We start from the raw sequence: 23,260 nt of genomic DNA, 5'->3' as shown, positions 1-23,260 counted from the left end.
TCCTTACCAAGTTAATTATCATAATTACCAGACCGTCCGAAGGACTTTTAACTCGTTGAATTCCTAAACTAGTTTTAAAATTCTCAGATAAAAGTTCTATTTTCCTTATCCAAGTAGCCATTATAATAAAACACAACTTTACTCAAAGAACCTAAGCTTTTAATTTGGGTTTTACACTTTAATTTACAAAAAATGCACTCCATTTTCAAAGTTACAGTTTATCGTGCCGTAAGGCATCGGTCTAACATTCGCTTAACCTGCATTGCCGTACCCGTATAGGGCTTGGCGTGGAAATTGCATAAAAAAGCACAGCCGTGCAAACGGCGGAGCGGCATAAGCAATTTCCATGACAAAGGCAATGTCAGCGTTGAAGCGGGTGTTAGATTTTTTACTCGATAGCATTCCCTTCTTTATCAAAATAATATACAGGACAAAGATAGGCACTATTTATTATCTTTTTTTCTTCATCCCTTTCTATATGGGTTTCATGGATAAATGAATTATCGCTTAATGTTACTATTTTTGCTTTATCTACAGAAGTCTGCGAAGATGTCCAAAACCATACTTCACCAAAGGAGTTTGCTGTTTGCTTTGGAAATTTCTTTTTATCAATCTTCCAGTTTTTAATGGCATCCACTATAAGAAATGCCTCCCCTAATGACGGTACGAAAGCTTTACTGCCGGCTTTTTGTTTACAGTATCTTGTTACATAATATGTATCGTCGGTGTAGTATGTATCATCTTTATGTACTTCTATGATTTGCTCGGTATTTTTTTTACCGGCTCCAATTGCAGTTGATGTCATAACATCTTTATGCTTGTTTGTCCAACTGCAATGAGTTGAGGCATTTGCAAAGTCAATATCTATTGTAATATATGTACCATCACTGCCCTTAACATCAAAATTTTTAATCTTGTTATGTCGGCTATCAAAACTATCACCAAGGCTTTCCTCCGTAATCGCTTTTCGAATGAGATATATCACTGTTTTACCGTTTATCATATCCCCTACTTTATATTTTGAAAATGCAGGGTACAATGTGGTATCTTCATTTATTATTATACTTTGACCGAAATCATAATCTTTCGTATTGCCTGCTGCACTTTTACTCCAGCCAACAATATATCTTCCATCTTTGGCTTCAATTGATGAAAGATCCCAAACTCCTTCGTTTCCACTTTTATCAACACCTTTATCTTTATGATTTGCAAGGGTAAAACTTGAACCTTTAACAATACGGCTATCAGGCAATAGCCAATACTCATTATAACTAAATAGTTTATTCCGGCATGATGAAAAATCGTACTTTACGGTTACATACGCATCTTTACTATACGCCGGGTAAAACGTCATATCTTTTTCAACTTTTATACTTTGTCCGAAATCATAATCTTTGGTACTGCCATCTTTATTTACACTCCAGCCGATAAAGTCTTTCCCGTTCAAAGGTTTTACTTCGCTAGGTTTCCAGAAATCGGATTGTCCGCCTGCAAGTTGATAAAAGGCTCCTTTTTCAACCTTTTTACCGATTGGCTTCCAAAAATTATTTCCCTCCTCTGCTGAAGTACATCCTGACAAGTCATAGGAAATATATGCATATATCTTTTCAGGATTTTTAGGTTCCGGTGGTTTATACCCGGAATTATTAGGGCATCCACATAATAAGCTAAGAACACTCATTAGGAAAACCAGCACTCCAATCATTGAAACTATCTTTCTTTGTTTCATCTTTCAACCTTCCTTCTTGCAATGTCCTTTTCATTGCAATTATTTGATTTATCGATCGAAAGAATGCTTCGATTGGTTCCGCACCTGCCTGCCATAAGGCAGGTCAATCTAACGGGGCGGCGGATAAGCTGCAAGAAGTGAGAAAGCCTTTAGGCTTTTGAGCTTCGCCGTCAGCTTAATTCGCATGTTGGACGGCACTGTGCGCCGGACAACAGGCGGATGTTCCGCCGCCCCGTTGAACGGACGCACAGCGTCCGTTCAACATTCGCTTAACCTGCATTTGCGGCTCGTCCGCAATGTCAGGTTGAAGCGAGTGTTAGGATCTTTTTCTCTTTTGTTCTGGCAGTTCCCCATACATCGCAAAAATCAATTCCCTAAGAAATTCACGGTTATCTAGCTCTTCAACTAAAATCATTTCCTTTGCACCATCATACGGCACTTCATACTGAGCCTTGGGCATTTTTTCCAATACTGATTTTGTAGGTTTTACAAGAAAGCGATTATCATAGATTCCGCCGATGATTTTACCCCTATAATAAATTATATACTCTCCCATCATCTGTCGAAAAGTTATATCTTCCAAATCAGAAAGCTGGTCAAGCATAAAATCCAAGTAATCTTTACTAGAAGCCATTACTTATTATCCTCCTTTTAGAGGCATAAAGCAACTTGTTATTTATATATTTTTCTTTTCTATAAGAAAATGTTTTTTAATTTCCTAAAAACTTAAAATACAACAGCCTATAGCTTCGCCCCAAAGTTCAATTCATTTTTTAGCAATACGAACTTGCTGAAAAAATATTACTTATTCTTTCACAAAAGAACCAATTTCCACAAGATTTCCTTCGGGGTCGGCAATATAGCAGGTTCGCTGTCCCCAAGGCTCTGTTGTAGGTGGCATTACGGATTTTCCGCCCTTTGCAACTATTTCATTATACGCTTTATCAACTGCCGCAAAATTTTCTACACCTAAAGCAATTTCAAAATGCCCATTTATCTTTTCTGCATAATTGAATTTTGTAGAAGTCATATTTTCAAAATCTGAGCGTCTGTAAAATAGAAACAGTGTACCGTCTTTTTCAAGAAACACATTTGAAGCATCTTCTGCCTCTTTGATTTCAAATCCCAATACATCTCTGTAAAAACGAACCATTGTCGGCATATCTTTTACAAAAACACCAAATCCATCTAATTTCATATATTTCCTCCAAAACATCGCACGCCAAAGGCGTGTCGTCCTAACGGGGCGGCGGATAAGCTGCAAGAAGTGAGAAAGCCTTTAGGCTTTTGAGCTTCGCCGTCAGCTTAATTCGCGTGTTGGACGGCGCTGTGCGCCGGCCGACAGGCGGATGTTCCGCCGCCCCGTTGAACGGACGCACAGCGTCCGTTCAACATTCGCTTAACCTGCATTTGCCGCAAAGGCAATGTCAGGTTGAAGCGGGTGTTAGATTTTCTTTTCAAAACAAAAATATAATTTCGCTCAAATTTTTTATGCCTTATTTCTAAATGTATATTTAAAAATAGTCTGCATTCCTTTTGTTCAAACTATTTTTAAATTTTACACCTTTACTCTTAATTCCTTTATTTACTATCCGTATAATTTTCCTTTTTTTCAGGAGCTTCTTTATTTTACTTTATTTTTTAATTTTAATATAGCCTTAAGAATTAAACCCAAAATGTGTTGAGTTTTTACAAACCAAACGCATTTTCAACATCAGTTTTTGCTAAAACACTGACACCTTTTTTCCTTTTTTTATTCGGATTTAATTGCTCGCCATGGTTCCCTTGATTTTATTGGTTTGTTTTTGCTCATAGGATTCCTCTGTATCTATTTAAATACAACACTAATTTTTAACTTACCACCACCTCATACCTGCATACATTACGGAACTTTTGTATGCAGGTTAATGTTTTGGTAAAAATTAAACAGGGGTTACTACCATTGAAGGGACATGCCTGGCTTCATATTATCAATATTGTCTGAGGCTAAATATAAGGCTGTACCTTCATACTCATGCCCTGTATTAGTATCAGGGTTGTTCGGTATTGTAGCTGTCCAGTATGAACCATTATACCATGAACTAGTAAATCCATTCAGCTCAACCTTAGCAAGATTTACAGTATATGTTTTTTGAAGTCCAGAAGATGTAGAATCAAAAGTCTTCCAATCCAGTTTTTCGGGTGTAAGAGTACGCTGGGTACTTGAATCCTGCTTCCATGTACCAGTCAAGATGTGTTTTTTTATTGCGTCATCGCCATGAAGTTGCTTATAAAAGGTGTAGGAAAAAATATATGTTGATGACCCATCAGAATAATTAATTTTACTAAACATCATACTAGCGTTATTGGTAATTGTATCAAAACTTTTCGTAGTTACCCCACCAACAGTCTGAGTATTAATTTTTCGCTCAAAGTAGAATTCCGATTTTTGAGATACTATGTCTTTAGTTTTATGTTGGTTAACAGCGTTATCACATGCAACCAACACTAAACTAATAATTAATACTAGAACAACCATCATTGAAACTAATCTTTTTTGTTTCATCTTTCAACATTCCTTCTTGCAATGTCCTTTTCATTGCAATTATTTTTATAGTCGAAAGAAATGCTTTGATTGGTTCCGTTACCCGCCTGCCGCAAGGCAGGTCAATCTAACATCCGCTTGACCTGCATTTGCGGCTCGTCCGCAATGTCAGGTTGAAGCGGGTGTTAGGTAATTTTTTCTAACATTATTTCAATTGCTTTAGTAGCATGTATTTTAGTTGAATCAAATAAAGGAATGGAATATTGATCAACAAGTAAACCAATCTCTGTACATCCAAGAATTATACCTTGAACATGCTCTGCTTTCATTTTATCCATTATTTTAAAATATTTTTCTTTGGATGATTCTTTAATTATTCCTTTTACTAACTCCTTATAAATGATGTCATTTATGACTTCACGATCGTTTTTATCCGGTATTACAACTTCTAAATTATACTTACTTATAAGCTTTTCTTTATAGAAATCCTGTTCCATTGTAAAAATAGTTCCTAACAAACCAATTCTTTTTATGCCATTATTGGTAATTTCTTCACCAATTGCATCAGCAATATGAATTAAAGGCAATCCAACAGTATTATCAAAATCATCTACAACTTTATGCATTGTATTTGTACACAATACGATAAAATCAGCACCGGCTGCTTTCAAACATAATCCAGCTTTTATGATTATTTCATTTAATCGATTCCAATCACCAGAATATTGTAACTCTTCAATTTCTTGGAAATCTACAGAATAAATAATGCATTTTGCTGAATGATTTCTTCCAAGTTTTCTGTTTACTCCTTTATTGATTATTTCGTAATATGGAAGTGTTGATTCCCAACTCATACCACCAATTAAGCCAACTGTTTTCATATTATCTCCGATTGATTCTTTAAAATATTTCCTCGCCCGCCGAAGGCGCGTACCTAACATCCGCTTAACCTGCATTTGCGGCTACTCCGCAATGTCAGGTTGAAGCGGGTGTTAGGACAATCTACCAACTTCTCACTAACTTTTTTTCAGAATCTTTCATTCTTCCAAGAGCTGCAAGAATGAAATCTATGCTATTTACAAGCACTGACATACTTACAAAACCTACTAATAATATAATAAGCACACTTCTATCTACAAGAAGAAGTGAATACCAATAGCGAAAAACGAAGAAAAATTCCGTAATAGTAATCAATCCCAGTAATAATTTTCCAATACCTATTACCGTTCGTCCTATATAAAATCTATCAATTCCTAAAAAACCTAAAAATGCAGAATAAAGTATTAAAGAAGTTCTACTTTTTCGTGAAATGTTTTCATCATTTTTTACCTCTAAATATCGGCTTTCGTTTTTTACAATCATACTACCCGCTGATAAAATAAAAGAAATATTTCTTATCAGAATAAATATATATAAAATGGAATTTTGTGCAGAATTAAATGCAGAAAAAAAGGCAAGGTAATTTACCCCTTTCTTTGACATAGCGATAAATGAGGTAGAAGCCGAAAAAGGATTATCAAATATTATTGTTATGAGAATATAAAAATAAAGTATTAGAATTCCATAAACTCTTTTATTTGAATTACTTTTTAAACAGAAAATTCCCAGTAAAAATAAAAAAATAAAATTCTTAATAATTTCTTGCCATGGAACAATAAATATATCTTTATACTCATCTAAGGATGAGAAATATATTCCAGCAATACTTTTTTGAAAAAAGATTAAAAGAATTATTGCAATAATTAAACTTAATTCTACCCAAAATGCAATTAATCCTGTAACTTTTGAAAACTTATTCATTAATTCTCCTGAAATTTTGCACGCCTTTAGGCGTGTCGTCCTAACATTCGCTTAACCTGCATTTGCGGCTACTCCGCAATGTCAGGTTGAAGCGGGTGTTAGACGCAATTACATCATCTTTAATAATCAATCTCCGTTATAGCATTCCCCTGCTCAACGGACTTTATGAATATTATCTTCTGACGTTTAGCATCTATATAAAATCTTACTGTTTCTTTTTCATTATATCCATAGATACGTTGTAAATTATTTCCATTCTTATCACATAACCAAAATTCAATTTGTTTTGTTGAAATATTTTTTGTCTTTATAACTATATTACTTGAAATTTTTTCACCAGTTATATTGCTATTATTCTTAACCCAATGAGGCGCTGAATTTTCATTACCATATGCATGACTTGAATGAAATACCTTTCTATTTTCTTTTTTATCTATTTTTTCTTCAAACAAGACTAAATTCACCGTATAGGTGGTATTATCAGAAAATATATATTTATTCTTTTTTTTAGAAATATCATTTACCTGCACATTACAGACTACTTCAACGCCATCAGTATTTGAGCGGCTAACAGAATAATACGCTATATTCGTTTCAGAGTCTACAATTATAAAACCTGAACTACTGTAATCACCCATAAAGAACTTGGCATAATCACCTTTAAAGAATTTACTGTAATCGCCTTTAAAAAATCTACCGTAATCGTCCGTAAAGAATATACCATAATCATATGCAAATAATTTAAAAGATAATAAAATAATGCCAAAAACCATCATAATCTTTTTATTTTTCATTTCTTCCCTCCTAAGCGGCTCCATGAGAGCCGTCCGTATAACATTCGCTTAACCTGCATTTGCGGCTTCTCCGCAATGTCAGGTTGAAGCGGGTGTTAGAATATTTTTTAAGCTTTTTCTTCATTCAAAAAAAGTTCTATATCTTGTATATCATCTTTATCTTGCATTATTAGTATTTTTGGGCTGATAACTTCTTTTCGTATTTGGATATGAATTATTTTATTTTTATAAAGACTATATTCAATTGAATAATCTCCTGGTTTTGCATCAATTTTAATCGTGGAAATAATTGACCCAAGCTCAAAACCATTTTTGGTTTTTAACGGAACAATTATTTTTCGAATTATATCATTAATCTTTAAATTATCTTTTTCATTGATAAATATTTTAAACTCACCGTCTTCAATTGTATCAAATGAAACAGATCCTTTCCGGTATGCGAAACCTTGATTAAGGGATTTTGATGACCATTTATTATAAGGATTAGGCATATCGGCAACAAATATTGCAAGTTGCCTATAAAGTATATCCACTGTAACCATTTAACTATCTTAATCGCATGTTATAATGCTTTTTGTTTCAAGACAATCAAATAATATAACAACTGAAATAATTACATAGTCACCAATAATAAAATCATTATAAATACTATCTAATTGTCCATAGAATATCATTCTACTTTTACATATCATATAACGAAAAATCATTTTCTTATAAAATTGTCCATTTTGCCGCTAATTTTATCAGAAATTAAATATTTTCCCAGTCCATATGATTGTAATATTATTTTTTGCTCCGCGCGAAGCGTCATTCTAACATTCCTTCGACCCTTCCTCACTATACTACAAAAACAAATGATTTTCAACCTAAACTGATAAAAGAGCAAAAATCATATTTTTTCTACCATAATAACCAACCATATAAAACACCGTCGGCAGATTAGGCCTATCTTCACTAAATGAGCAAAGAAACAAACTCACATCCTGTCTATGGGGCTTTGCACACCGAGGCCGCCTCGGTTGAGAACGTGAGTATACACCATCGTTGTTTTAACATCGCTATGGCCGAGAAGTTCTTGGATTGTACGGATATCGTAACCAGCTTCCAAAAGATGCGTTGCAAACGAGTGGCGGAAGGTGTGGCAGCCAATTGATTTCGGAATACCCGATTTTAAAACAGCTTCATGCAGGGTACGCTGAATTACTGACGGGTCGATGTGGTGCCGCCCCTGCTCGCCCGTTTCCTTATTCCGCCATCGGCGCGCTTGGGGAAAAACCCACTGCCATGCCCAAGTTTTACCGGCATTGGGATATTTTTTTGCAAGAGCAAAAGGAAGAGGCACCGAGCCGAAACCATCCTTACAATCCGCTTCATGGGTATGGCGGACATTTTCCAAATGCTTTTGAAGCGGAAATTTAAGTGAAACAGGAAGAACCGTTTTGCGGTCTTTCGCTCCCTTTCCATTATGTACAGTGATTTCGTTTTTATCAAAGTCTATATCCTGCACCCTTAGCCGTAAGGCTTCCATAAGCCGCATTCCGGTTCCGTAAAGCAGACGGATACAAAGACTATAATCATTATCAGGTAAAAGAGAAAATATCTTTGCTGTTTCTTCTCGGCTCATCACCGAGGGAAGCTTTTTAGGCTTTTTGGCACGGACTATATTTTCAGGACTCTTTACCTGCAAGTCTAATATATTTTTGTATAAAAATAAAATGGCGGCAAGAGCCTGATTTTGGGTTGAAGCAGCTGCCTTTTCTTTTACCGCAAGACGGCTGACAAAAGAATTTATTTCATTATCCGAAAGAGTTTTAAGATTTTTATCCTTATTTTCGTGTATAAAACGGCTTATCCAATATCTATATGCTTCCTTTGTACGCTTGCTGTAATGTTTGGCTGCGATAACTTCATCAAGCTTTTGTAAAATAGATTTAAGATAAGTTGAGGCTGAATTATCATTTTCTTCAATAATTTCAGCATTCAAAACTCTCGTATAGCCCGTATAGATAGAAGTATAGTTTTTACCGGTAAACCCTGAATCTGCTGACATAAAGATTCCATTATCATAAAGATTGTTTAACAAAATGTCACAAGAATTACGGTCGGCGGGGATAATCCAAATTTGTTTATCGGGTAACCAAGTTCTTCCCGGTACTTTTTTTATTGCTTGGAGTACTTTAGAAAAATTCTCTCCTTGCGCTTTAAAATTTACCGACAAAGCCTTATTTTCAAAAGGTCTAATTTCAACAAACATACACGACTCCTTAAAACTACACGATACACATTTTTATAGCACACCTTTCCCATGGTATATTATGGCGATTGATAAACCGCTAAATAACCCTAAGCAAAAAATTTATGTATGGCTGTTCAATTTCTATAGGTTTAACAGCCTGAACATAAAACATTGCAAGAAAAAGCCTGCTTTATGCAGCCGTAACATGCTATAAGCGGTTATTTTCTCATATCGGTATCAATTATGTCACATTTTCGCGGATTATGCAAGTATTTTGATGAAAAATGTGCATCCATGCACATTTTTCATCTTAGAGTTTTAGACTTTTGTCTAAAACTCTCGAAGCCGGAATCACCGCCGTCCGTGGCGGTTATTAAAATGTGCGTCCTTAGTCCTTTTTCATCTTAGAGTTTTGCTTGACAGCAAAACTCTCAAAGTCCTAACTAAAATTTAACAAAAAATCTTAACATAAATATTACAAACAATATCCAGGTAATAAGAGGTATTTCCTTGAACTTGCCTTTAATCGATTTTAAGATGACATAGGCCAAAACGCCGTATACGATACCTTCAGCAACGCTGTAGGTAAAGGGCATCATAATCATAGTTAAAAATGCAGGAATACCCTCTGTAGGATCCTTATAGTTTATTTCGCCGGCTTGGGTCATCATCAAAAAGCCTACTATTATTAAAGCAGGAGCAGTGGCCGCAGCAGGAATCAATAAGAAAATCGGAGAAAACAACAAGGCGGCTATAAACATAAGGGCTGTAACCACAGAGGTTAAACCTGTTCTTCCTCCGGCAGCAACACCGGCAGTGCTTTCTACGTAACTTGTTACGGTTGAAGTTCCGAGAGCGGCACCTACTACCGTTCCGATAGCATCAGATAAAAAGGCCTGCTTGATTTTGGGAATATTTCCGTCTTTATCTACGAGATTTGCCTGAGTTGCAACACCTACAAGGGTTCCTACCGTGTCAAAAATATCTACAAAGAGGAATGAAACAAATACGATAAAAAATTTGAAAGAAAGAACATTTGCAAAATCAAAATTAAAGACTGCAGGAGCTGAAGGAAGGCTTATAGGAGACCATCCTTCCCAGCCGCCAAACGGAACGGTAATCTTTAACGGAATACCTATGATGGTTGTAATTAGGATACCTATTAAGATGGCTCCCGGTACTCGTAAAATAAAAAGAGCGCAAGTTATAATTAAACCGATTAAAGCTAAAACGGCAGGAGAACCCCAAGTAAACTCTCCGAGTCCTACGAGGGTTGCAGGATTATCTACAATTATGCCCGAATTTTGAAAAGCAATAAAGGTAATAAAAATACCTATACCTGCAGCAACGGCTTTTTTAAGGTTTATGGGTATTGATTTTACAATTGCTTCACGGACATTTACAATTGAAAGCAAAATAAACAAAACGCCTTCCAAAAAGACGGCTGTCAATGCCGTTGCAGGGGAATAACCTAAACCGATAACAACGCTATATGTAAAAAAAGCGTTTAATCCCATTCCTGAAGCAAGAGCAACAGGAAGATTAGCTAAAAAGCCCATAGCAAGGGTTGCAATAGCGGCAGACAAAGCGGTCGCAGTAAAAACAGCCCCGCGGTCCATTCCGGCTTCGCTTAAAATTCCCGGATTTACGGCCAAAATATAAGCCATTGCCAAAAAGGTAGTAATACCCGCAATAACTTCGGTGCGCACTGTAGTATTGTGCTCTTTGAGTTTAAAAAATCTTTCCATAATTACGAAATTCTCCTTGGCGTATTTTAACACAATTTTTTATTTGCAGCAATATACAAATTTTAATTTTTTTACATAAAAATATAAATTATAATTTAAAAAATTACTCTTAAACGTAAAAAAAAGCTATATATAAGTATGAAGACAAAAAATATTTTTATCAAATTTCTTAGGATTTGCCCAAGACTGATATTTGTCTGCGGCATCCTTTTACATGCGGAAATACCCGGCGGGAAAACGTCCTTTTCCATTGCGCAGAGTATTGATATTTTTCTTAATTATGAATTGACTACAGAAGCAAAAAATCTTTTTTTTGAGTTTCATGCAGCGGCAAAAACTAGGGACGGCCATCCCAAATATGCCGTCATACCTCAAGGTTTCAGCTTAAAGTTTACTCCCCTACTCTATCGGGAAAATAAAAAACTTTATCCGGCCCTATCTTTCTTTTATGGAGGTATCGCAAAATCTGCCTTTTTAAATCGTTTGCATTTTAAAGAGAATTTCGAAAAAAAGCCCTTTTACAAGGGAGTAAGTTTTATTCCTCAATATTTAATAGGAATAACAAAATCAAAATTCGATGCAAGTGCAGGAATGGAATTTGCAATAAAAAATTTCAATTTGGTATTTTTTACAGAGCAAACACCGAAACAGCTGCGGCCGGATATTTCTCTTTGTGCAGCCTATAAAAACCAAAGCGAAAAAATTACATTAAACATAAGTCTTTTTTCTTCATTGAAAAATTCCGACTACTCTCAATTTAGTTTAGAAAAACCGAAATATGATCAATTTTACTCCGGAGAATTTATACTTGAAGAAAAAGAAAACTCGACTTCTTCCAAATTTTTATTGGCAGGAGGTTTAAAGATTCCTTACGATAAAATATCCGGAACAAAAGGAGTTTCAAATTCGCGCATAAATTTTTTAGGAAAAGCCGAGTACAATTTTCAAAGTGAATATTTTATGTTTAACACAGGAACATTTTTTAAACGAGACGGAACACTGAGGGCCTTCGTTCAGCCGAAAATTTCGGTTTGGGCTTTGGACATCGGATTTTCATATAATTTTTTACGCAAGTATTTAGAAAAGAAAAAATTATATGAGAATTTTAATTCAGGCGGAACGGAAATCGGTTTAAGTTTTTCCAATTTTAAGTTTAAGGGAGAACTTTATTATGAGGATAAAACATGGAATATCGGAGGACAAGTAAAAATTCCTATCAAACTTTTTTTCGGCAGTCTCTTATCGATAAAAGGAAAAGGAAAATTGGAAAAAAAATCCATAAATCCTTTTATAGTAAAAAACTATGCTTTTTCATCGGATATTAAAATAAAATTTAATAAGGCCGTAAACTTAAACCTTTCAGGAACTTTTACTCAAAAAAATAAAATAGTAAAAAAGGATAAAAAACCGTACATATTATGGGAAAAAGGAATCTTTAATTTTTCGGCTCAGGCCGAGTTTATAAAGAAAACAAGACAAACATTAAACTCGTTTAAGGGAGAAATAATATTGGAAACAGCTAAACCTTTTTTAAAAGCAAAACTGGCTTATACGATACGTTTTTAAAACGCAAAATGCCAAAGAGTTTCATGCTCATAAACTTCACCCGGTTTTATCACCGTATTGGGAAAATGAGGCTGATGAACAGAATCGGGAAAGGCCTGACTTTCAAGACAGAGTCCGGCAAATTTATTGTACACATCTCCGTTTTTACCTAATTCGTTTTCTAAAAAACCTCCGGTGTACATTATAAGGGCAGGCTGTGTTGAGTAAACCGTCAAAGTCCTTTTTGTCACAGGTTCTTTCACTATTGCAGCCAAAGTTTTTCGATCGCTTACCTCTTTTTTTATAATCCATGTATTGTCAAAACTTCCTCCTATTTCCTGCACTCCTTCGCTTAAAAGCCTCGGCTTTCTAAAGTCGTATCCCGTATTTTCTACATTTAAGAATTTACCGCTGGGAATAAGCTCTTGATTGGTTTCAAGATATTGTTCCGAGAATATTTGAAGTTCATGGTTTAAAACCGAAACATATGAACCGTTCGACTGCATTCCGGCAGGATTTAAGTTAAAATAACTGTGATTGGTAAAATTAACGGGAGTAGTCTTATCCGACACGGCTTTATATCTTATAATAATCTCATTGTCAGGTGTAAGCGAATAACTTACGTCAATCTGTAAATTCCCGGGAAAACCTTGTTCTCCATCAGGAGAAATACGGGAAAACAACACTCCTGCTTCTTGACTATTTTTAAAGGTTTGGGCTTCGTACAGCACTTTATCGTAAGACGGATAACCGCCGTGCAAACAGTGCTTTCCACCGTCATTTTGAGTCAAAAGATACTGCTGATTCCCTAATGTAAATTCCGCATTTGAAATCCGGCCTGCATATCTGCCTACGAAGGATCCGAAATGGGGAAAATTATTAACATAGCCTATAAAAGTCGAATATCCTAAAATAACATCATCAAAGCCTCCGGTTTTTGAAGGCAAAAGAATACCCGTAATACAGCATCCGTAATTAGTACAACACAACATCATCTTTCCGTTAAAAATTGTAAACAATAATGCTTTTTTTCCGTTTGAAAAAGTTCCGAATTCGGTTGTTGTTATTTTCATACCCGTCCTCCCACAATATAATATAAGTATAGCATATTATTCGATTATATGATAGAATGCGGGCATGGAGAATTTTATGAAACACAAGATTATACTATGTTTACTGGCTTCATGCCTATTTTTCGGTTGTACTAAGGACAAGGCTCAAAAGCCCCTTACAATGGTATTTTTACCAAACGAATCGAGTGAGGCTATGAAGGATGCAAGAGAAGCTTTTATGGAAATCATAAGCGAAGCTGTAGGCCGTCCTGTCGAAATAAAAACGACAACAGATTACAATATCGCACTAGAAGCGATTATATCCGGCAATGCAGACATGGCCTATATCGGTGCCGAAGGCTACATAAATGCCCATAAAAGAAATCCTGCCATCATTCCGGCAGCAACCAATTCGGGACCAAGCGGTACACTAGAAGATGCTTTGTACTATAGTTTTATAGCAGTCAGAACGGAAGATGCCAATAAATACAAAAACGGGAACGATTATGACTTGACCCTTTTAAAAGGAAAAAATATTTCATTTGTTTCGACAAGTTCTACATCGGGATTTGTAATTCCTGCAACCCTGCTTGTAAAAAAATTCGGGGTAAACAATACCGACGAGCTTATTCATAACACATCAATTTTTCCAAAGGTCTTATTTGCAGGCTCTCATCAAGGTTCTCAAGTTAACCTTTTTAGAAAAGATGCTGATGCGGCAGCCTTTGCAATTCCGCAAACAATAGGCGTATATGATTTGATTGAAGGGGAAGCCTATCAGACAGGAGCCTCCTATAAGGTTGTTGAAGGGGCTGTCGATCCCTTCGGAAAATTCCCCGGAAGCGAAATTACCGTAATTCAATCTATTCCGGTCTTAAATGCCCCGATAGTCATGAATACCGATACCCTTTCCGCTGATGAACAGAAAAAAATACAGGAAGCCCTTATATCCGAAAAAACGGCAAACAACCCCGGTATTTTTAAAATAAAAGACTCGAACAAGAAGGGCATGTATCCCAAATATACGGAAAAGACCAAGCTCGTTAAAACCACGGATGATTGGTACGATAAAATCAGAAATTTAACAAAATAAGTTAAAAAAGACTTGACATAATGATGTTTATATGCTATACTCTGCCCCACATCGCAGGGTAGAGCAGTTGGCAGCTCGTCGGGCTCATAACCCGGAGGTCGGAGGTTCGAGTCCTCTCCCTGCTAACCAAATTAAAAGGCACTCTTTTGAGTGCCTTTTTTATGCAAATACAAAACGAACTTAACTATAAATATCGTATATCATATAGTCCAATTCAAAACTTTTTCCTGCAACATAAAAACCTGCATTTTTATAGATTTTTACAATATCCTTATTGCCGGACTGGTCATCAGCATCAAGGGCTATATAGCGGATATTAAGATTTTTATTTAAAATTTTTGTTATTAAATTTTTAACAATAGATACGATAAATTTTACTATATGACTGTATTTTTCTGCAAAGTCTAAAGATGAGGCGAGGTAGTGTATTTTTATAGCTCCTGCAGTATCAATATGAGTTGGTACATGATCGGGCCTATTTTCGCTATAGAAGCTTATCATATCGGGGCCTATAGAAAAATAAGCACAGATGTTTTTCTTTTCTATATCATCTTTTCGATAAATGAGATATGTTTTAGCAACACCATATTTATCGTATTCCAGAGCTAAGGAAGATCCGGAACTGCTTGCGGAGTTTATAAAGCCGGTATACATGCCGTATTCTGAGATAAAATTAGATACATCGGTTTTACTATTTAAAATAGCAATTTTAAAATCCGAAAGATGCTTTGATACGTCAATCTTGCTCATTATTCAATTCTTCCCAGAATCGGCTGTATTGTTCTACGGATTTTCTGGCGGCTTCTTTTTGCTCTTCGGTAGGAGGATTCATTTGACATTTACAAAAATACGCTATTGTTTCAGGGTTGCGTAGTATTGTAGGCTTTATCGGTTTAAATTGTGAATAATCCATAGTTTTTTCTCCTTAATTTTAATCTAGCACCTAGGCCGCCTTTTGTCAATACTTTTTTTAGTATTTTTAATTTTTCTACAATTGCCGCAAATTTATTCCGATGACAACACCGACGGAAATCATGGCTGTCCAAAGGGAGGAGCCTCCGTAGGATAAAAACAAGAGGGGGATACCTGTGATAGGCATTATACCCATTACCATTCCCACATTCACAAAAAAATGAAAAAAGAACATTGCCAAGATACCTGAAACAATCAGTTTGCCAAAAAGATCGTCACAGCGCTTGATCGAAAGAAAAAATCTAAAAAAGACTATACTGTACAAAATAAAAACAAAAAGGCCTCCCAAAAATCCCCATTCTTCCGATAAAATACTGAATATAAAGTCGGTACTTTGTTCAGGTAAATATCTATAATGGCTTTGAGTGCCCATAAGATAACCGCGTCCGGTTAATCCGCCTGAACCGATTGCAGTGATGGACTGAATTATATTCCATCCGTGCTTTAACGGGTCTACTTCGGGATCCAAAAAAATAATCAGACGCATCATTTGATATTCTTTTAGAGCTCTTACCCCGACTATCGAACCTGCAAATGCTATGGTAACCAGGGAAAGAACATAGGCTATCCAATAATAATATCTTTTCTTTAGTAGTACATTACCTATCATGGCAACAACGGTCGAAATTCCCATACCGAATAAAATAATAAGCGAGATTTGCGAACGTTTTAATAAGCCGGCCATTATATGGCTTGTCTTTAAAATAACTTCTTCCCACAAAGGCATTAAAGTAAAAACGATAGTTAAAATTCCGAGAAAAAATATATATAAAATAAAGCGTAAAGGGATTCCGGCTATAAAACACATTATTAAAAAAATCGGAATATATACGCTTGCAGTTCCAAGGTCGGGCTGTTTTAAAATAAGGGCAACAGGAATAAACATTATTGCCATTGCCTTTATAAAACGCCTAAGAGGCTCTTCATTTTGAGACTTTTCCAAATAATAGGCCAAAAAAAGAATAAAAATCAATTTTATAAATTCCGAAGGTTGTATACCCAGATTTTTAAAACCTATCCAGCTCCTTGCATTATGCCTTACGGTTCCGAAAATAGCCGTATAAAGGAGTAAAACTATTCCCAATATATAAATTAAAAAGGTTCTGTCTTTTATCCGCCTGTAATCATAAATACATGAAAGTAAAAGTAAAACGATACCCGTACAGGCCCATAAAATCTGCTTAGTATATTCTGTAGAGACAAGTTCGCCGCTCGAATTTACACCCGAAGAATAAATAAAAAGTATACCTATAAACGACAAAATAACAACGGCTAAAAAGAGTAAATAATCAAAGTTTGTGATCTTACGTATGTTCATTCACTCCTCCTTCTAACAGCAGGAAGAGATTTAAATCCCAAATATTCAATAGTTTCATCATAGGTTTGATTTGCAAGAGCCCCATGTAAAATTATATTGGCTGCATATGGAGCCCACCACTCCCACTCGTTCACAGCTTCAACTATAACACAAACAACCATCATATCTTCAGGAGGAGCATCATAAGGGCCATAGGCAACCATCCATGAATGCCATCTATCCTGTAAGCCGACTTCGGCAGTTCCCGTTTTACCTGCAAAACGGAACATTGGATTTTTCATAGGATATCTGGCTTCTCCTTGAATTGTAACAAGATTCATAGCATACCTTACTTGAGCAAAAACCTCTTTGCTGATATTTTCTTTATGAAGAATTTCAGGTTTAATTGTTTCTATCACCTCACCGGTTGAAGGATCTCTTACTTCTTTTAAAAGGTGGGGTTTATAGATTATTCCGTTATTTATAACCATGCAGGCCATATTTGCAACCTGTAATGGGGTCGCAGTTGTAAAGCCCTGCCCTATGGACATATTCATTGTGTCCCCATTAAGCCATTTTTCATGAAACCGGCGTTCCTTCCATTTAGGAGAAGGAACAAACCCCTCAAATGATGAGCTTTTCGGCAAATCGATCTCTGTGGGTTGCCCAAGACCGAACTTTTTTGCATAATCTACAATTTTTTCAACACCCAAGTAATCGCGGCAGACTGTCCAATAATAAACATCACAGGACTTTGCCAAAGCTTCATTTAATGCCAGTTTTCCGTGACCGGGCTTTCGGATATGACAGCGGAAGACACGGTTTCCGTATTCAATTTCTCCCAAACAAGGAACCGTTGTCTCTGAAGAAAAAACTTTTTCGTTCAATATAGCCGAGTTCATTATAACTTTAAAAGTTGAAGCAGGAGGATAAGAAGCATCTATAGCTCTGTTCAAAAGCGGATTATTCGGATTTTCAAACAGCTCTTTCGCAAGAGAGCTTGTGATTTCTTTACCGAAAATATTTTGATCAAAAAAAGGATAGGAAACCATTGCAAGAACTTCTCCTGATGCAGGCTTCAATACTACAGCAGCACCTATCCTAGGCCCCAAAGCCTCTTCTGCAAGTTTTTGAATTCTCTTATCGATGGTAAGAACAAGATTATTTCCCATCTTGGGTTGTGTAACAACAGTAGTATTTTCTATATATCGGCCCTTGGCATCTACAGTCCGGTATTCAACCCCATCGGTACCGCGTAAAATTTCGTCATATTGTTTTTCGATTCCGGCCTTGCCTATTATACTGTTTGAAGTATATCCTTTATTATAAAACCGAGTCAATTCATCGGAAGTAATATCCCCCACGTACCCTATAATGTGAGAAAAAGATCGGGTATCTACGTAATTTCTGACCGGCTTTGAATGCCATGAAACTCCGGGAAGGGAATCTATATTCTCCGCAACTTGTACGATTGTGCTATAATCAACATTGGATTTTATTTCTATCGATCTAAAATCTCTTCTTACATTTAGCGGTAGTTTTTTTTCTATTTGTGAAACAGGAATTTTCAATATTGAACTTAAACTGTTTATTATCGTATCAAATTCCTGACGGGGAACTTCTCCCGGCACAATATCAACTGCAAAGGAATCGATATTTAAAACCATCGGAGTGTTTGCCTCCCTATCAAAAATTTCCCCCCGCTGAGCCGGTATAACGGTTGTACGTTTTGAAATGTTTTGAGATTTTTTCTTAAACTGATCCCCATGAATTATCTGCATCGAAAAAAGTTTACAGGTATAAGCTATTAAAATTAAAAATACAAAAATTGAAAATAACCTAAGCCGTGAATTAAAACTATCTTCGCTATTTTTCATATGGTGCCGTACTCCTTTGATTTAAAGGCTTGAGGAAAGAGATTAAAAAATAAAAATACCAAGGGAGCAAAAAGAATGTTTACGGCAGACTCTATGGCAAAGTTAAGCGAAAAAACATTGTATGTATGAATATTCTGTCCGAAAAGCAGTTTTAAGATAAATAGAAGTAAGACCTTAGATAAAAAAGCCAAACCTCCTAATACGCAAGGAAAAATAATCTTATTTAAATTGTAAATCCCGTAAAATTTTCCTACGATATATCCTGTCAAGGTAAAAATAAACGAATGAAGCCCGATAGGAGAAGCAGATAAAAAATCAGCCAAAAGACCTGCGATAAACCCGCAAATCAAACCTGAAAGGGAGCCGTTTGAAATTGCTATATAAATAACCGTAAGCAAAACCAAATCCGGCAAAACCGTAAAAAACGATATATGCGAAAAAACGGCCGTTTGAAGCAAGGTTATAAAAAAAACGCTTAAAGAAGTCCACAAAATAACTTTTCTCATTATTAAAACTCCTTTTCCATTTTTGAAGTATCCAAAACAAAAACATATTCCAAACAAGAAAAGTCTATTATAGGATTTATATAAAGTTCGAGCGATGTCTCATAATCAAGAGCTTTTATTTTAGAAACAAAACCTATAGGAATATTCTTTGGAAAAATAGAAGAATCATCAAAACCGGATGTAATTATTTTATCTCCTATCTTAATATCATCCCCTGCCCTTTTTTTGATGTATTTCATAATCAGCGGAGAATCATCCGAGCCTTGACCGCTTACAATGCCGCGGTGTTTTACCAAATCTACTTTAGCTGCAACATGGCACTGATAGTCATAGATAGGAATAATCATCGAAGAGCCTCTTCCTACCTGTAATATCTTTCCTACAAGAGCCATGTTACCGTTTTGAAAAGCTATAACAGGCATGTCTTTTCTGACTCCGTGTTTTGCGCCCCTGTTAATTATCATTCCGGAATAAAGAGTATTCGGATCATAGCCTATTATCTCTGCCGGTATATTTGCAATTTGAATTGTATCCGTAAACTTGAGAAGAGTACGCAGTTCGTTATTTTCTCTTTTTATGTCGGCATTGGAACGCTCTAAAAGTTCATACTTTTCAAGCTGCTTTGTAAGCTCATTGTATTTTTCTTTTAGATCCCATAACTCTCTTACGGAAGAAACGCTTTCACCAACAAAGGAGGAAACATTATAAACAGCCTTTTCCGTTCCGGCAGTTACCGAAAAAGCCAACTGCTTAAAATCCAAAATAAAGGAGCCTCCGGAAAAAGCCATAAAAATAGATGAGATGAGAAGAAATAAAATCAAAAGAAAAACTTCAAGATTCAGTTTAAACGAAAGTTTTTTCTTCATGAGCTCGTCTTAGTTATTTAAGCTGTCATATAGGCTGCGGTCAACAGTCATATCTCTAAATACTTCATAATATCTTCCGGCGCCTATTGCAACGCAGTCCATAGGATTTTCGGCCAAAATTACCGGAACACGGGCTTCTTTAGCTATAAGTTTAGGAAGGCCTTTTAATAAGGAGCCGCCTCCCGTCATTACAATACCTCTTTCAACAATATCGGCCGTAAGTTCAGGCGGAGTTTGAGCTAAAGTCCTTTTAATCTCTTCGACAATCTGCGTAACGGGTTCTTTTAAGGCTTCGCGCACCTCAACAGAGTCAATTTCCAATCGGCGGGGAAGACCGGTTATGGCATCCGTGCCCTTAATCTCAACTTTTTCGATTGTCTTTTCGGGAGAAGCATTTCCTATGCTGATCTTTACCCTTTCGGCAGTTTGTTCTCCGATTATAAGGTTGTCAACGGAGCGGACATGCTTAATTATGGCTTGATCAAACTCATCGCCTCCTACGCGGATGGCGTTTGTTACAACCATACCGCAAAGCGAAATAACCGAAACCTCGGTAGTACCTCCGCCGATATCGCAAACCATGTTTCCTGCAGGTTCATGAATAGGAATATTTGCACCTATTGCAGCAACCAAGGATTCTTCCAAAACTTTTACCTCTCCGGCACCTGCCTTCATGGCGCTTTCATAAACTGCACCGCTTTCAACATCGGTGATGCAGCTTGGAATACCTATAACCATTCTGGGCTTTATCAAGCGGTGCTTGGGTAAAATCTTAGAAACGAAATAACGAATCATTTTTTCGGTCGTATCCATGTCGGCAATAACACCGTCTTTTAAAGGGCGGATAGCCACAATATTTCCCGGAGTCTTCCAAAGCATTCTTTTAGCTTCGGAACCGACAGCCACAACTCTTTTTGTTCCTCTTTCAACGGCAACAACCGATGGTTCATTTACAACGATACCCTTTCCGTTAACATAGATAATGGTATTACATGTACCCAAATCTATTCCTATATCTGTCGAAAATCTTTTAAAAAAGCCCATCTAATCCCCCAAAGTTTTTATAAATTTAGTTTAGCCCGTGTGTTTGAATGAAGCGGATCAAATTTAAGAGCCTTCCGCCATTCGGCACGAGCTTTTATCATATCTCCTTGAAGTTCGTATATAACACCCAAGCCGTAATGAGCGTCGGCAGATGTCATATCTTTTTCAAGGATAGTATTAAATTCTTTTAATGCATCTTCTATCTTATTTTCTTCAAGAAATAAACTACCCAATAAGTATCGGCATTTTAATTCTAAAAGTGTATCTTTAGTTTTACCGATTGTTTCGAATAAATACAACTTTGCATTTTGCTTATCCGAAATTTTAACATAATTTTCCGCAAGAGCGAAAAAAAGTAAATCCGAAGGATTATCCGAAAGAGCCTCTGTAAACGCATCTATAGCTCTTTCCGGGTCTCCCAAAACGGAAGCCGACATTCCTCTAAACTCGGATAAGTCCTTAAATTTTTCACCTGAATTATATGCAATATCCAGATATTTTAGAGCAAGGTCTGCATAATAATAACCTTTTTGATAGTAAGCTTTTCCCAAAACATAAGCAATCTTAGCTTGCTGGGACTTTGAAACACAGTAAAGAGCCTGTCTCAAATTCAAAATGGAATCGTTTAAATACGAATAGCTTACGGAAAAATCGGTTTGCTCGGCAAAGATATAATAAGCGGCAAACCCTCTCAAAGCGAGAGCTTCTCCATCATAGGCTCTTCTTTTTAAAATGGTCTCGGTTTTTTGATATACATTTTCGTAATTTTTTTCGGACCAGTCGGCATACACTTCTTTCATCGAAGGTATCCCCGCATAATTTTTTCTATAGATATATAAAAAATAAACGGCTGAAATTAAACATAAAAGCAAAAGAAAAAATATAAAGATTTTTTTTATGCTTCTTTTTTTATTCGAGAAATTTTTATGCGGCCGTTCTTTTCCATATTCCATATTTTCAATACCTTTAAAAAAAGGGATTAATAAGCCGGATTCTGTTTCTGTAAAACAGACGGAACCATCTTTCTTAAGCCTGCTTTGCAGCAGGCTTTTATCGCGGTTAACCCGTAAATTAAGAATCGGAGATTCTTTACTGCTTAACCTTGCTCCCGATGAGGTTTACATTGCCGTTTCCGTTGCCGAAAACGCGGTGGGCTCTTACCCCGCCCTTTCACCCTTACCGCAAAACGCGGCGGTTTTCTTTCTGTTGCACTGTCTGTGAACAAAAACTTTTGTTTTCGTTCCCCGGCCGTTAGCCGGCATCGTTTCCGAAGGAGTCCGGACTTTCCTCTGCAAAAGCAGCGGTTCCTTTAATCCCAAAATTATCTAATCTTCGTCTTTATCGCCTCCAAAACTTGAAAGAAAGTCATCATTCGATAAATCGTCCAAGTCGGCAAGCCCGCCCATATCGGAATCATTAAAAAAGGCTTCTTGCTCAGTCGTCAATTCGGATTCTTCATAAAATAAAATTCGGCTGCAATAGGGGCAAAATTTTATATCGTGACCGGATCTGACCTCATTTACAAACTGTGCAGGCAAAATCATGTGGCATCCCATACATACGTTCCCTTGAACGGAAACAATACCTACGCCCTGCTTATTTCTAATAATCCTGTCGAACTTAAACATAGTTTCATCGCTGAGGCCGGGAGAAAGTTTTTTTTCCTCTTCTTTCAGATGTTCAACCTTGCCCTGCTTTTCGGCAACCTCAGAATCCAAAAGGAGCTTATGCTCTTTAAGTTCGTTTTCGGTCTGCTCGATGAGTTCCTCTTCTTGTTTAATGGTCGTGTCCAAAATCTTAAACTGACCCTCAAGTCTCTGCAAATCTTTTCGGATATTTTCAGTTTTTGCAGTAGAATCGTCAATTTCTTTTTGTAAGATTTCATATTCACGCTGGGTTTCGATATTATCCATTGCCTTTTCGGCTTTTTCTCTTTTTTGCTCAGCTTCAAAAAGATCGGCTTTCAATACGGCAATACCCTTGCGCAGCTCTTCATATTCGCTGTTTTTTTCGATATAACCGGATTTTAATTTTTCCAAAAGCTCTTCCTGCTGTGTAAGAGCCTTGGGCGCATCCAAGATTTCCGTTTCAAGCTCGTTTTTTCGAGCAAGAATGTCCTGCAAAGCTCTCAATTTTTCCAATACATCATTATCCATAAATTACACCCCTTTAATGGT

Annotated in this window: 22 protein-coding genes, 1 tRNA gene and 1 other RNA gene; 3 read left to right on the top strand and 21 right to left on the bottom strand. The window is 36.4% G+C overall.

The window, feature by feature from the left end; all coding sequences use genetic code 11:
* Positions 1-388 precede the first annotated feature (388 nt).
* The 10 genes from E4O01_RS03950 to E4O01_RS03905 form a co-directional block, all read right to left on the bottom strand.
* Positions 389-1,729: an InlB B-repeat-containing protein gene (locus E4O01_RS03950; RefSeq protein WP_253694551.1), complete on the bottom strand. Its 1,341-nt coding sequence runs from the start codon at positions 1,727-1,729 to the stop codon at positions 389-391.
* Positions 1,730-2,045: 316 nt separating this feature from the next.
* Entirely contained in the window at positions 2,046-2,363 is a 318-nt protein-coding gene (locus E4O01_RS03945; protein WP_253687590.1) for a TfoX/Sxy family protein, read from the bottom strand.
* Between the two features lie 171 nt (positions 2,364-2,534).
* Positions 2,535-2,927, bottom strand: a complete 393-nt coding sequence (locus tag E4O01_RS03940; protein WP_253687589.1) for a VOC family protein — start codon at positions 2,925-2,927, stop codon at positions 2,535-2,537.
* A 738-nt stretch (positions 2,928-3,665) separates the two neighbouring features.
* Positions 3,666-4,274, bottom strand: coding sequence for a hypothetical protein (locus tag E4O01_RS03935; protein WP_253694550.1), 609 nt, complete (start codon positions 4,272-4,274; stop codon positions 3,666-3,668).
* 164 nt (positions 4,275-4,438) lie between these two features.
* The gene (locus tag E4O01_RS03930; RefSeq protein ID WP_253694549.1) at positions 4,439-5,134 is read right to left on the bottom strand and encodes an aspartate/glutamate racemase family protein; all 696 of its coding nucleotides are present in this window, start codon (positions 5,132-5,134) and stop codon (positions 4,439-4,441) included.
* Positions 5,135-5,255: 121 nt separating this feature from the next.
* Complete coding sequence (locus E4O01_RS03925) at positions 5,256-6,053, bottom strand: TM2 domain-containing protein (RefSeq protein WP_253694548.1); 798 nt, start codon at positions 6,051-6,053, stop codon at positions 5,256-5,258.
* Between the two features lie 119 nt (positions 6,054-6,172).
* Positions 6,173-6,847, bottom strand: coding sequence for a hypothetical protein (locus tag E4O01_RS03920; RefSeq protein WP_253694547.1), 675 nt, complete (start codon positions 6,845-6,847; stop codon positions 6,173-6,175).
* Positions 6,848-6,954: 107 nt separating this feature from the next.
* Positions 6,955-7,389 carry a competence protein ComJ gene (comJ, locus tag E4O01_RS03915; protein WP_253687609.1) on the bottom strand — a complete coding sequence of 145 codons (435 nt, stop codon included), beginning with the start codon at positions 7,387-7,389 and terminating at the stop codon, positions 6,955-6,957.
* Positions 7,390-7,823: 434 nt separating this feature from the next.
* A complete protein-coding gene (locus E4O01_RS03910; RefSeq protein ID WP_253694546.1) occupies positions 7,824-9,101 on the bottom strand; it encodes an integron integrase in 1,278 nt (425 codons plus the stop codon).
* Positions 9,102-9,526: 425 nt separating this feature from the next.
* A complete protein-coding gene (locus E4O01_RS03905) occupies positions 9,527-10,831 on the bottom strand; it encodes an NCS2 family permease (protein WP_253694545.1) in 1,305 nt (434 codons plus the stop codon).
* 138 nt (positions 10,832-10,969) lie between these two features.
* Between E4O01_RS03905 and E4O01_RS03900 the strand changes: the two genes are divergently transcribed.
* Positions 10,970-12,397: a hypothetical protein gene (locus E4O01_RS03900; RefSeq protein ID WP_253694544.1), complete on the top strand. Its 1,428-nt coding sequence runs from the start codon at positions 10,970-10,972 to the stop codon at positions 12,395-12,397.
* Here E4O01_RS03900 and E4O01_RS03895 read toward each other — a convergent pair.
* On the bottom strand, positions 12,394-13,449 hold the full coding sequence (locus E4O01_RS03895) for an aldose epimerase family protein (RefSeq protein ID WP_253694543.1): 1,056 nt from the start codon (positions 13,447-13,449) through the stop codon (positions 12,394-12,396). The genes E4O01_RS03900 and E4O01_RS03895 overlap by 4 nt on opposite strands.
* A 76-nt stretch (positions 13,450-13,525) precedes the next feature.
* Here E4O01_RS03895 and E4O01_RS03890 point away from each other — a divergent pair, with 76 nt between their 5' ends.
* Together E4O01_RS03890 and E4O01_RS03885 are read left to right on the top strand one after the other, a co-directional pair.
* Positions 13,526-14,521, top strand: a complete 996-nt coding sequence (locus E4O01_RS03890) for a phosphate/phosphite/phosphonate ABC transporter substrate-binding protein (protein WP_253694542.1) — start codon at positions 13,526-13,528, stop codon at positions 14,519-14,521.
* A gap of 52 nt (positions 14,522-14,573) precedes the next feature.
* A tRNA-Met gene (locus E4O01_RS03885) sits at positions 14,574-14,646 on the top strand.
* A 55-nt stretch (positions 14,647-14,701) separates the two neighbouring features.
* Here E4O01_RS03885 and E4O01_RS03880 read toward each other — a convergent pair.
* The 10 genes from E4O01_RS03880 to E4O01_RS03835 all read right to left on the bottom strand — a co-directional run bounded on the left by E4O01_RS03880 (position 14,702) and on the right by E4O01_RS03835 (position 23,239).
* Positions 14,702-15,271 (bottom strand): hypothetical protein, encoded by a 570-nt coding sequence (locus E4O01_RS03880; protein WP_253694541.1) that lies wholly within the window; start codon positions 15,269-15,271, stop codon positions 14,702-14,704.
* Positions 15,258-15,434: a hypothetical protein gene (locus tag E4O01_RS03875; RefSeq protein ID WP_253684850.1), complete on the bottom strand. Its 177-nt coding sequence runs from the start codon at positions 15,432-15,434 to the stop codon at positions 15,258-15,260. The genes E4O01_RS03880 and E4O01_RS03875 overlap by 14 nt, the downstream gene beginning before the upstream one ends.
* Positions 15,435-15,509: 75 nt before the next feature.
* On the bottom strand, positions 15,510-16,811 hold the full coding sequence (gene rodA / locus E4O01_RS03870) for a rod shape-determining protein RodA (RefSeq protein ID WP_253694540.1): 1,302 nt from the start codon (positions 16,809-16,811) through the stop codon (positions 15,510-15,512).
* A complete protein-coding gene (gene mrdA, locus E4O01_RS03865) occupies positions 16,808-18,667 on the bottom strand; it encodes a penicillin-binding protein 2 (protein WP_253694539.1) in 1,860 nt (619 codons plus the stop codon). The genes rodA and mrdA overlap by 4 nt, the downstream gene beginning before the upstream one ends.
* On the bottom strand, positions 18,664-19,173 hold the full coding sequence (gene mreD, locus E4O01_RS03860; protein ID WP_253694538.1) for a rod shape-determining protein MreD: 510 nt from the start codon (positions 19,171-19,173) through the stop codon (positions 18,664-18,666). Before mreD ends, mrdA begins: the two co-directional genes overlap by 4 nt.
* 2 nt (positions 19,174-19,175) lie before the next feature.
* Positions 19,176-20,039, bottom strand: coding sequence for a rod shape-determining protein MreC (gene mreC, locus E4O01_RS03855; RefSeq protein WP_253694537.1), 864 nt, complete (start codon positions 20,037-20,039; stop codon positions 19,176-19,178).
* Between the two features lie 9 nt (positions 20,040-20,048).
* Complete coding sequence (locus E4O01_RS03850) at positions 20,049-21,083, bottom strand: rod shape-determining protein (protein ID WP_253694536.1); 1,035 nt, start codon at positions 21,081-21,083, stop codon at positions 20,049-20,051.
* Positions 21,084-21,100: 17 nt separating this feature from the next.
* On the bottom strand, positions 21,101-22,036 hold the full coding sequence (locus tag E4O01_RS03845) for a tetratricopeptide repeat protein (RefSeq protein WP_371819612.1): 936 nt from the start codon (positions 22,034-22,036) through the stop codon (positions 21,101-21,103).
* Positions 22,037-22,054: 18 nt separating this feature from the next.
* An RNA gene (gene rnpB, locus E4O01_RS03840) (RNase P RNA component class A) lies at positions 22,055-22,400 on the bottom strand.
* Between the two features lie 8 nt (positions 22,401-22,408).
* On the bottom strand, positions 22,409-23,239 hold the full coding sequence (locus E4O01_RS03835) for a zinc ribbon domain-containing protein (RefSeq protein WP_253694534.1): 831 nt from the start codon (positions 23,237-23,239) through the stop codon (positions 22,409-22,411).
* Positions 23,240-23,260: the final 21 nt, after the last annotated feature.

The sequence above is a fragment of the Treponema sp. OMZ 790 genome (assembly GCF_024181285.1).
Taxonomy (GTDB): Bacteria; Spirochaetota; Spirochaetia; order Treponematales; family Treponemataceae; genus Treponema_B.
This window is presented reverse-complemented; position numbering and strand designations above follow the sequence as displayed.

What these genes read in the sequence shown, in the direction of transcription:
- E4O01_RS03920 (WP_253694547.1), bottom strand. Translation starts at nt 6,847, where the DNA reads ATGAAAAATAAAAAGATTATGATGGTTTTTGGCATTATTTTATTATCT.
- E4O01_RS03850 (WP_253694536.1), bottom strand. Translation starts at nt 21,083, where the DNA reads ATGGGCTTTTTTAAAAGATTTTCGACAGATATAGGAATAGATTTGGGT.
- mreD (WP_253694538.1), bottom strand. Translation starts at nt 19,173, where the DNA reads ATGAGAAAAGTTATTTTGTGGACTTCTTTAAGCGTTTTTTTTATAACC.
- E4O01_RS03835 (WP_253694534.1), bottom strand. Translation starts at nt 23,239, where the DNA reads ATGGATAATGATGTATTGGAAAAATTGAGAGCTTTGCAGGACATTCTT.
- E4O01_RS03910 (WP_253694546.1), bottom strand. Translation starts at nt 9,101, where the DNA reads ATGTTTGTTGAAATTAGACCTTTTGAAAATAAGGCTTTGTCGGTAAAT.
- E4O01_RS03905 (WP_253694545.1), bottom strand. Translation starts at nt 10,831, where the DNA reads ATGGAAAGATTTTTTAAACTCAAAGAGCACAATACTACAGTGCGCACC.
- E4O01_RS03900 (WP_253694544.1), top strand. Translation starts at nt 10,970, where the DNA reads ATGAAGACAAAAAATATTTTTATCAAATTTCTTAGGATTTGCCCAAGA.
- E4O01_RS03940 (WP_253687589.1), bottom strand. Translation starts at nt 2,927, where the DNA reads ATGAAATTAGATGGATTTGGTGTTTTTGTAAAAGATATGCCGACAATG.
- E4O01_RS03935 (WP_253694550.1), bottom strand. Translation starts at nt 4,274, where the DNA reads ATGAAACAAAAAAGATTAGTTTCAATGATGGTTGTTCTAGTATTAATT.
- E4O01_RS03890 (WP_253694542.1), top strand. Translation starts at nt 13,526, where the DNA reads ATGAAACACAAGATTATACTATGTTTACTGGCTTCATGCCTATTTTTC.
- E4O01_RS03925 (WP_253694548.1), bottom strand. Translation starts at nt 6,053, where the DNA reads ATGAATAAGTTTTCAAAAGTTACAGGATTAATTGCATTTTGGGTAGAA.
- E4O01_RS03875 (WP_253684850.1), bottom strand. Translation starts at nt 15,434, where the DNA reads ATGGATTATTCACAATTTAAACCGATAAAGCCTACAATACTACGCAAC.
- E4O01_RS03930 (WP_253694549.1), bottom strand. Translation starts at nt 5,134, where the DNA reads ATGAAAACAGTTGGCTTAATTGGTGGTATGAGTTGGGAATCAACACTT.
- E4O01_RS03950 (WP_253694551.1), bottom strand. Translation starts at nt 1,729, where the DNA reads ATGAAACAAAGAAAGATAGTTTCAATGATTGGAGTGCTGGTTTTCCTA.
- mrdA (WP_253694539.1), bottom strand. Translation starts at nt 18,667, where the DNA reads ATGAAAAATAGCGAAGATAGTTTTAATTCACGGCTTAGGTTATTTTCA.
- E4O01_RS03880 (WP_253694541.1), bottom strand. Translation starts at nt 15,271, where the DNA reads ATGAGCAAGATTGACGTATCAAAGCATCTTTCGGATTTTAAAATTGCT.
- E4O01_RS03845 (WP_371819612.1), bottom strand. Translation starts at nt 22,036, where the DNA reads ATGGAATATGGAAAAGAACGGCCGCATAAAAATTTCTCGAATAAAAAA.
- mreC (WP_253694537.1), bottom strand. Translation starts at nt 20,039, where the DNA reads ATGAAGAAAAAACTTTCGTTTAAACTGAATCTTGAAGTTTTTCTTTTG.
- E4O01_RS03895 (WP_253694543.1), bottom strand. Translation starts at nt 13,449, where the DNA reads ATGAAAATAACAACAACCGAATTCGGAACTTTTTCAAACGGAAAAAAA.
- E4O01_RS03945 (WP_253687590.1), bottom strand. Translation starts at nt 2,363, where the DNA reads ATGGCTTCTAGTAAAGATTACTTGGATTTTATGCTTGACCAGCTTTCT.
- rodA (WP_253694540.1), bottom strand. Translation starts at nt 16,811, where the DNA reads ATGAACATACGTAAGATCACAAACTTTGATTATTTACTCTTTTTAGCC.
- comJ (WP_253687609.1), bottom strand. Translation starts at nt 7,389, where the DNA reads ATGGTTACAGTGGATATACTTTATAGGCAACTTGCAATATTTGTTGCC.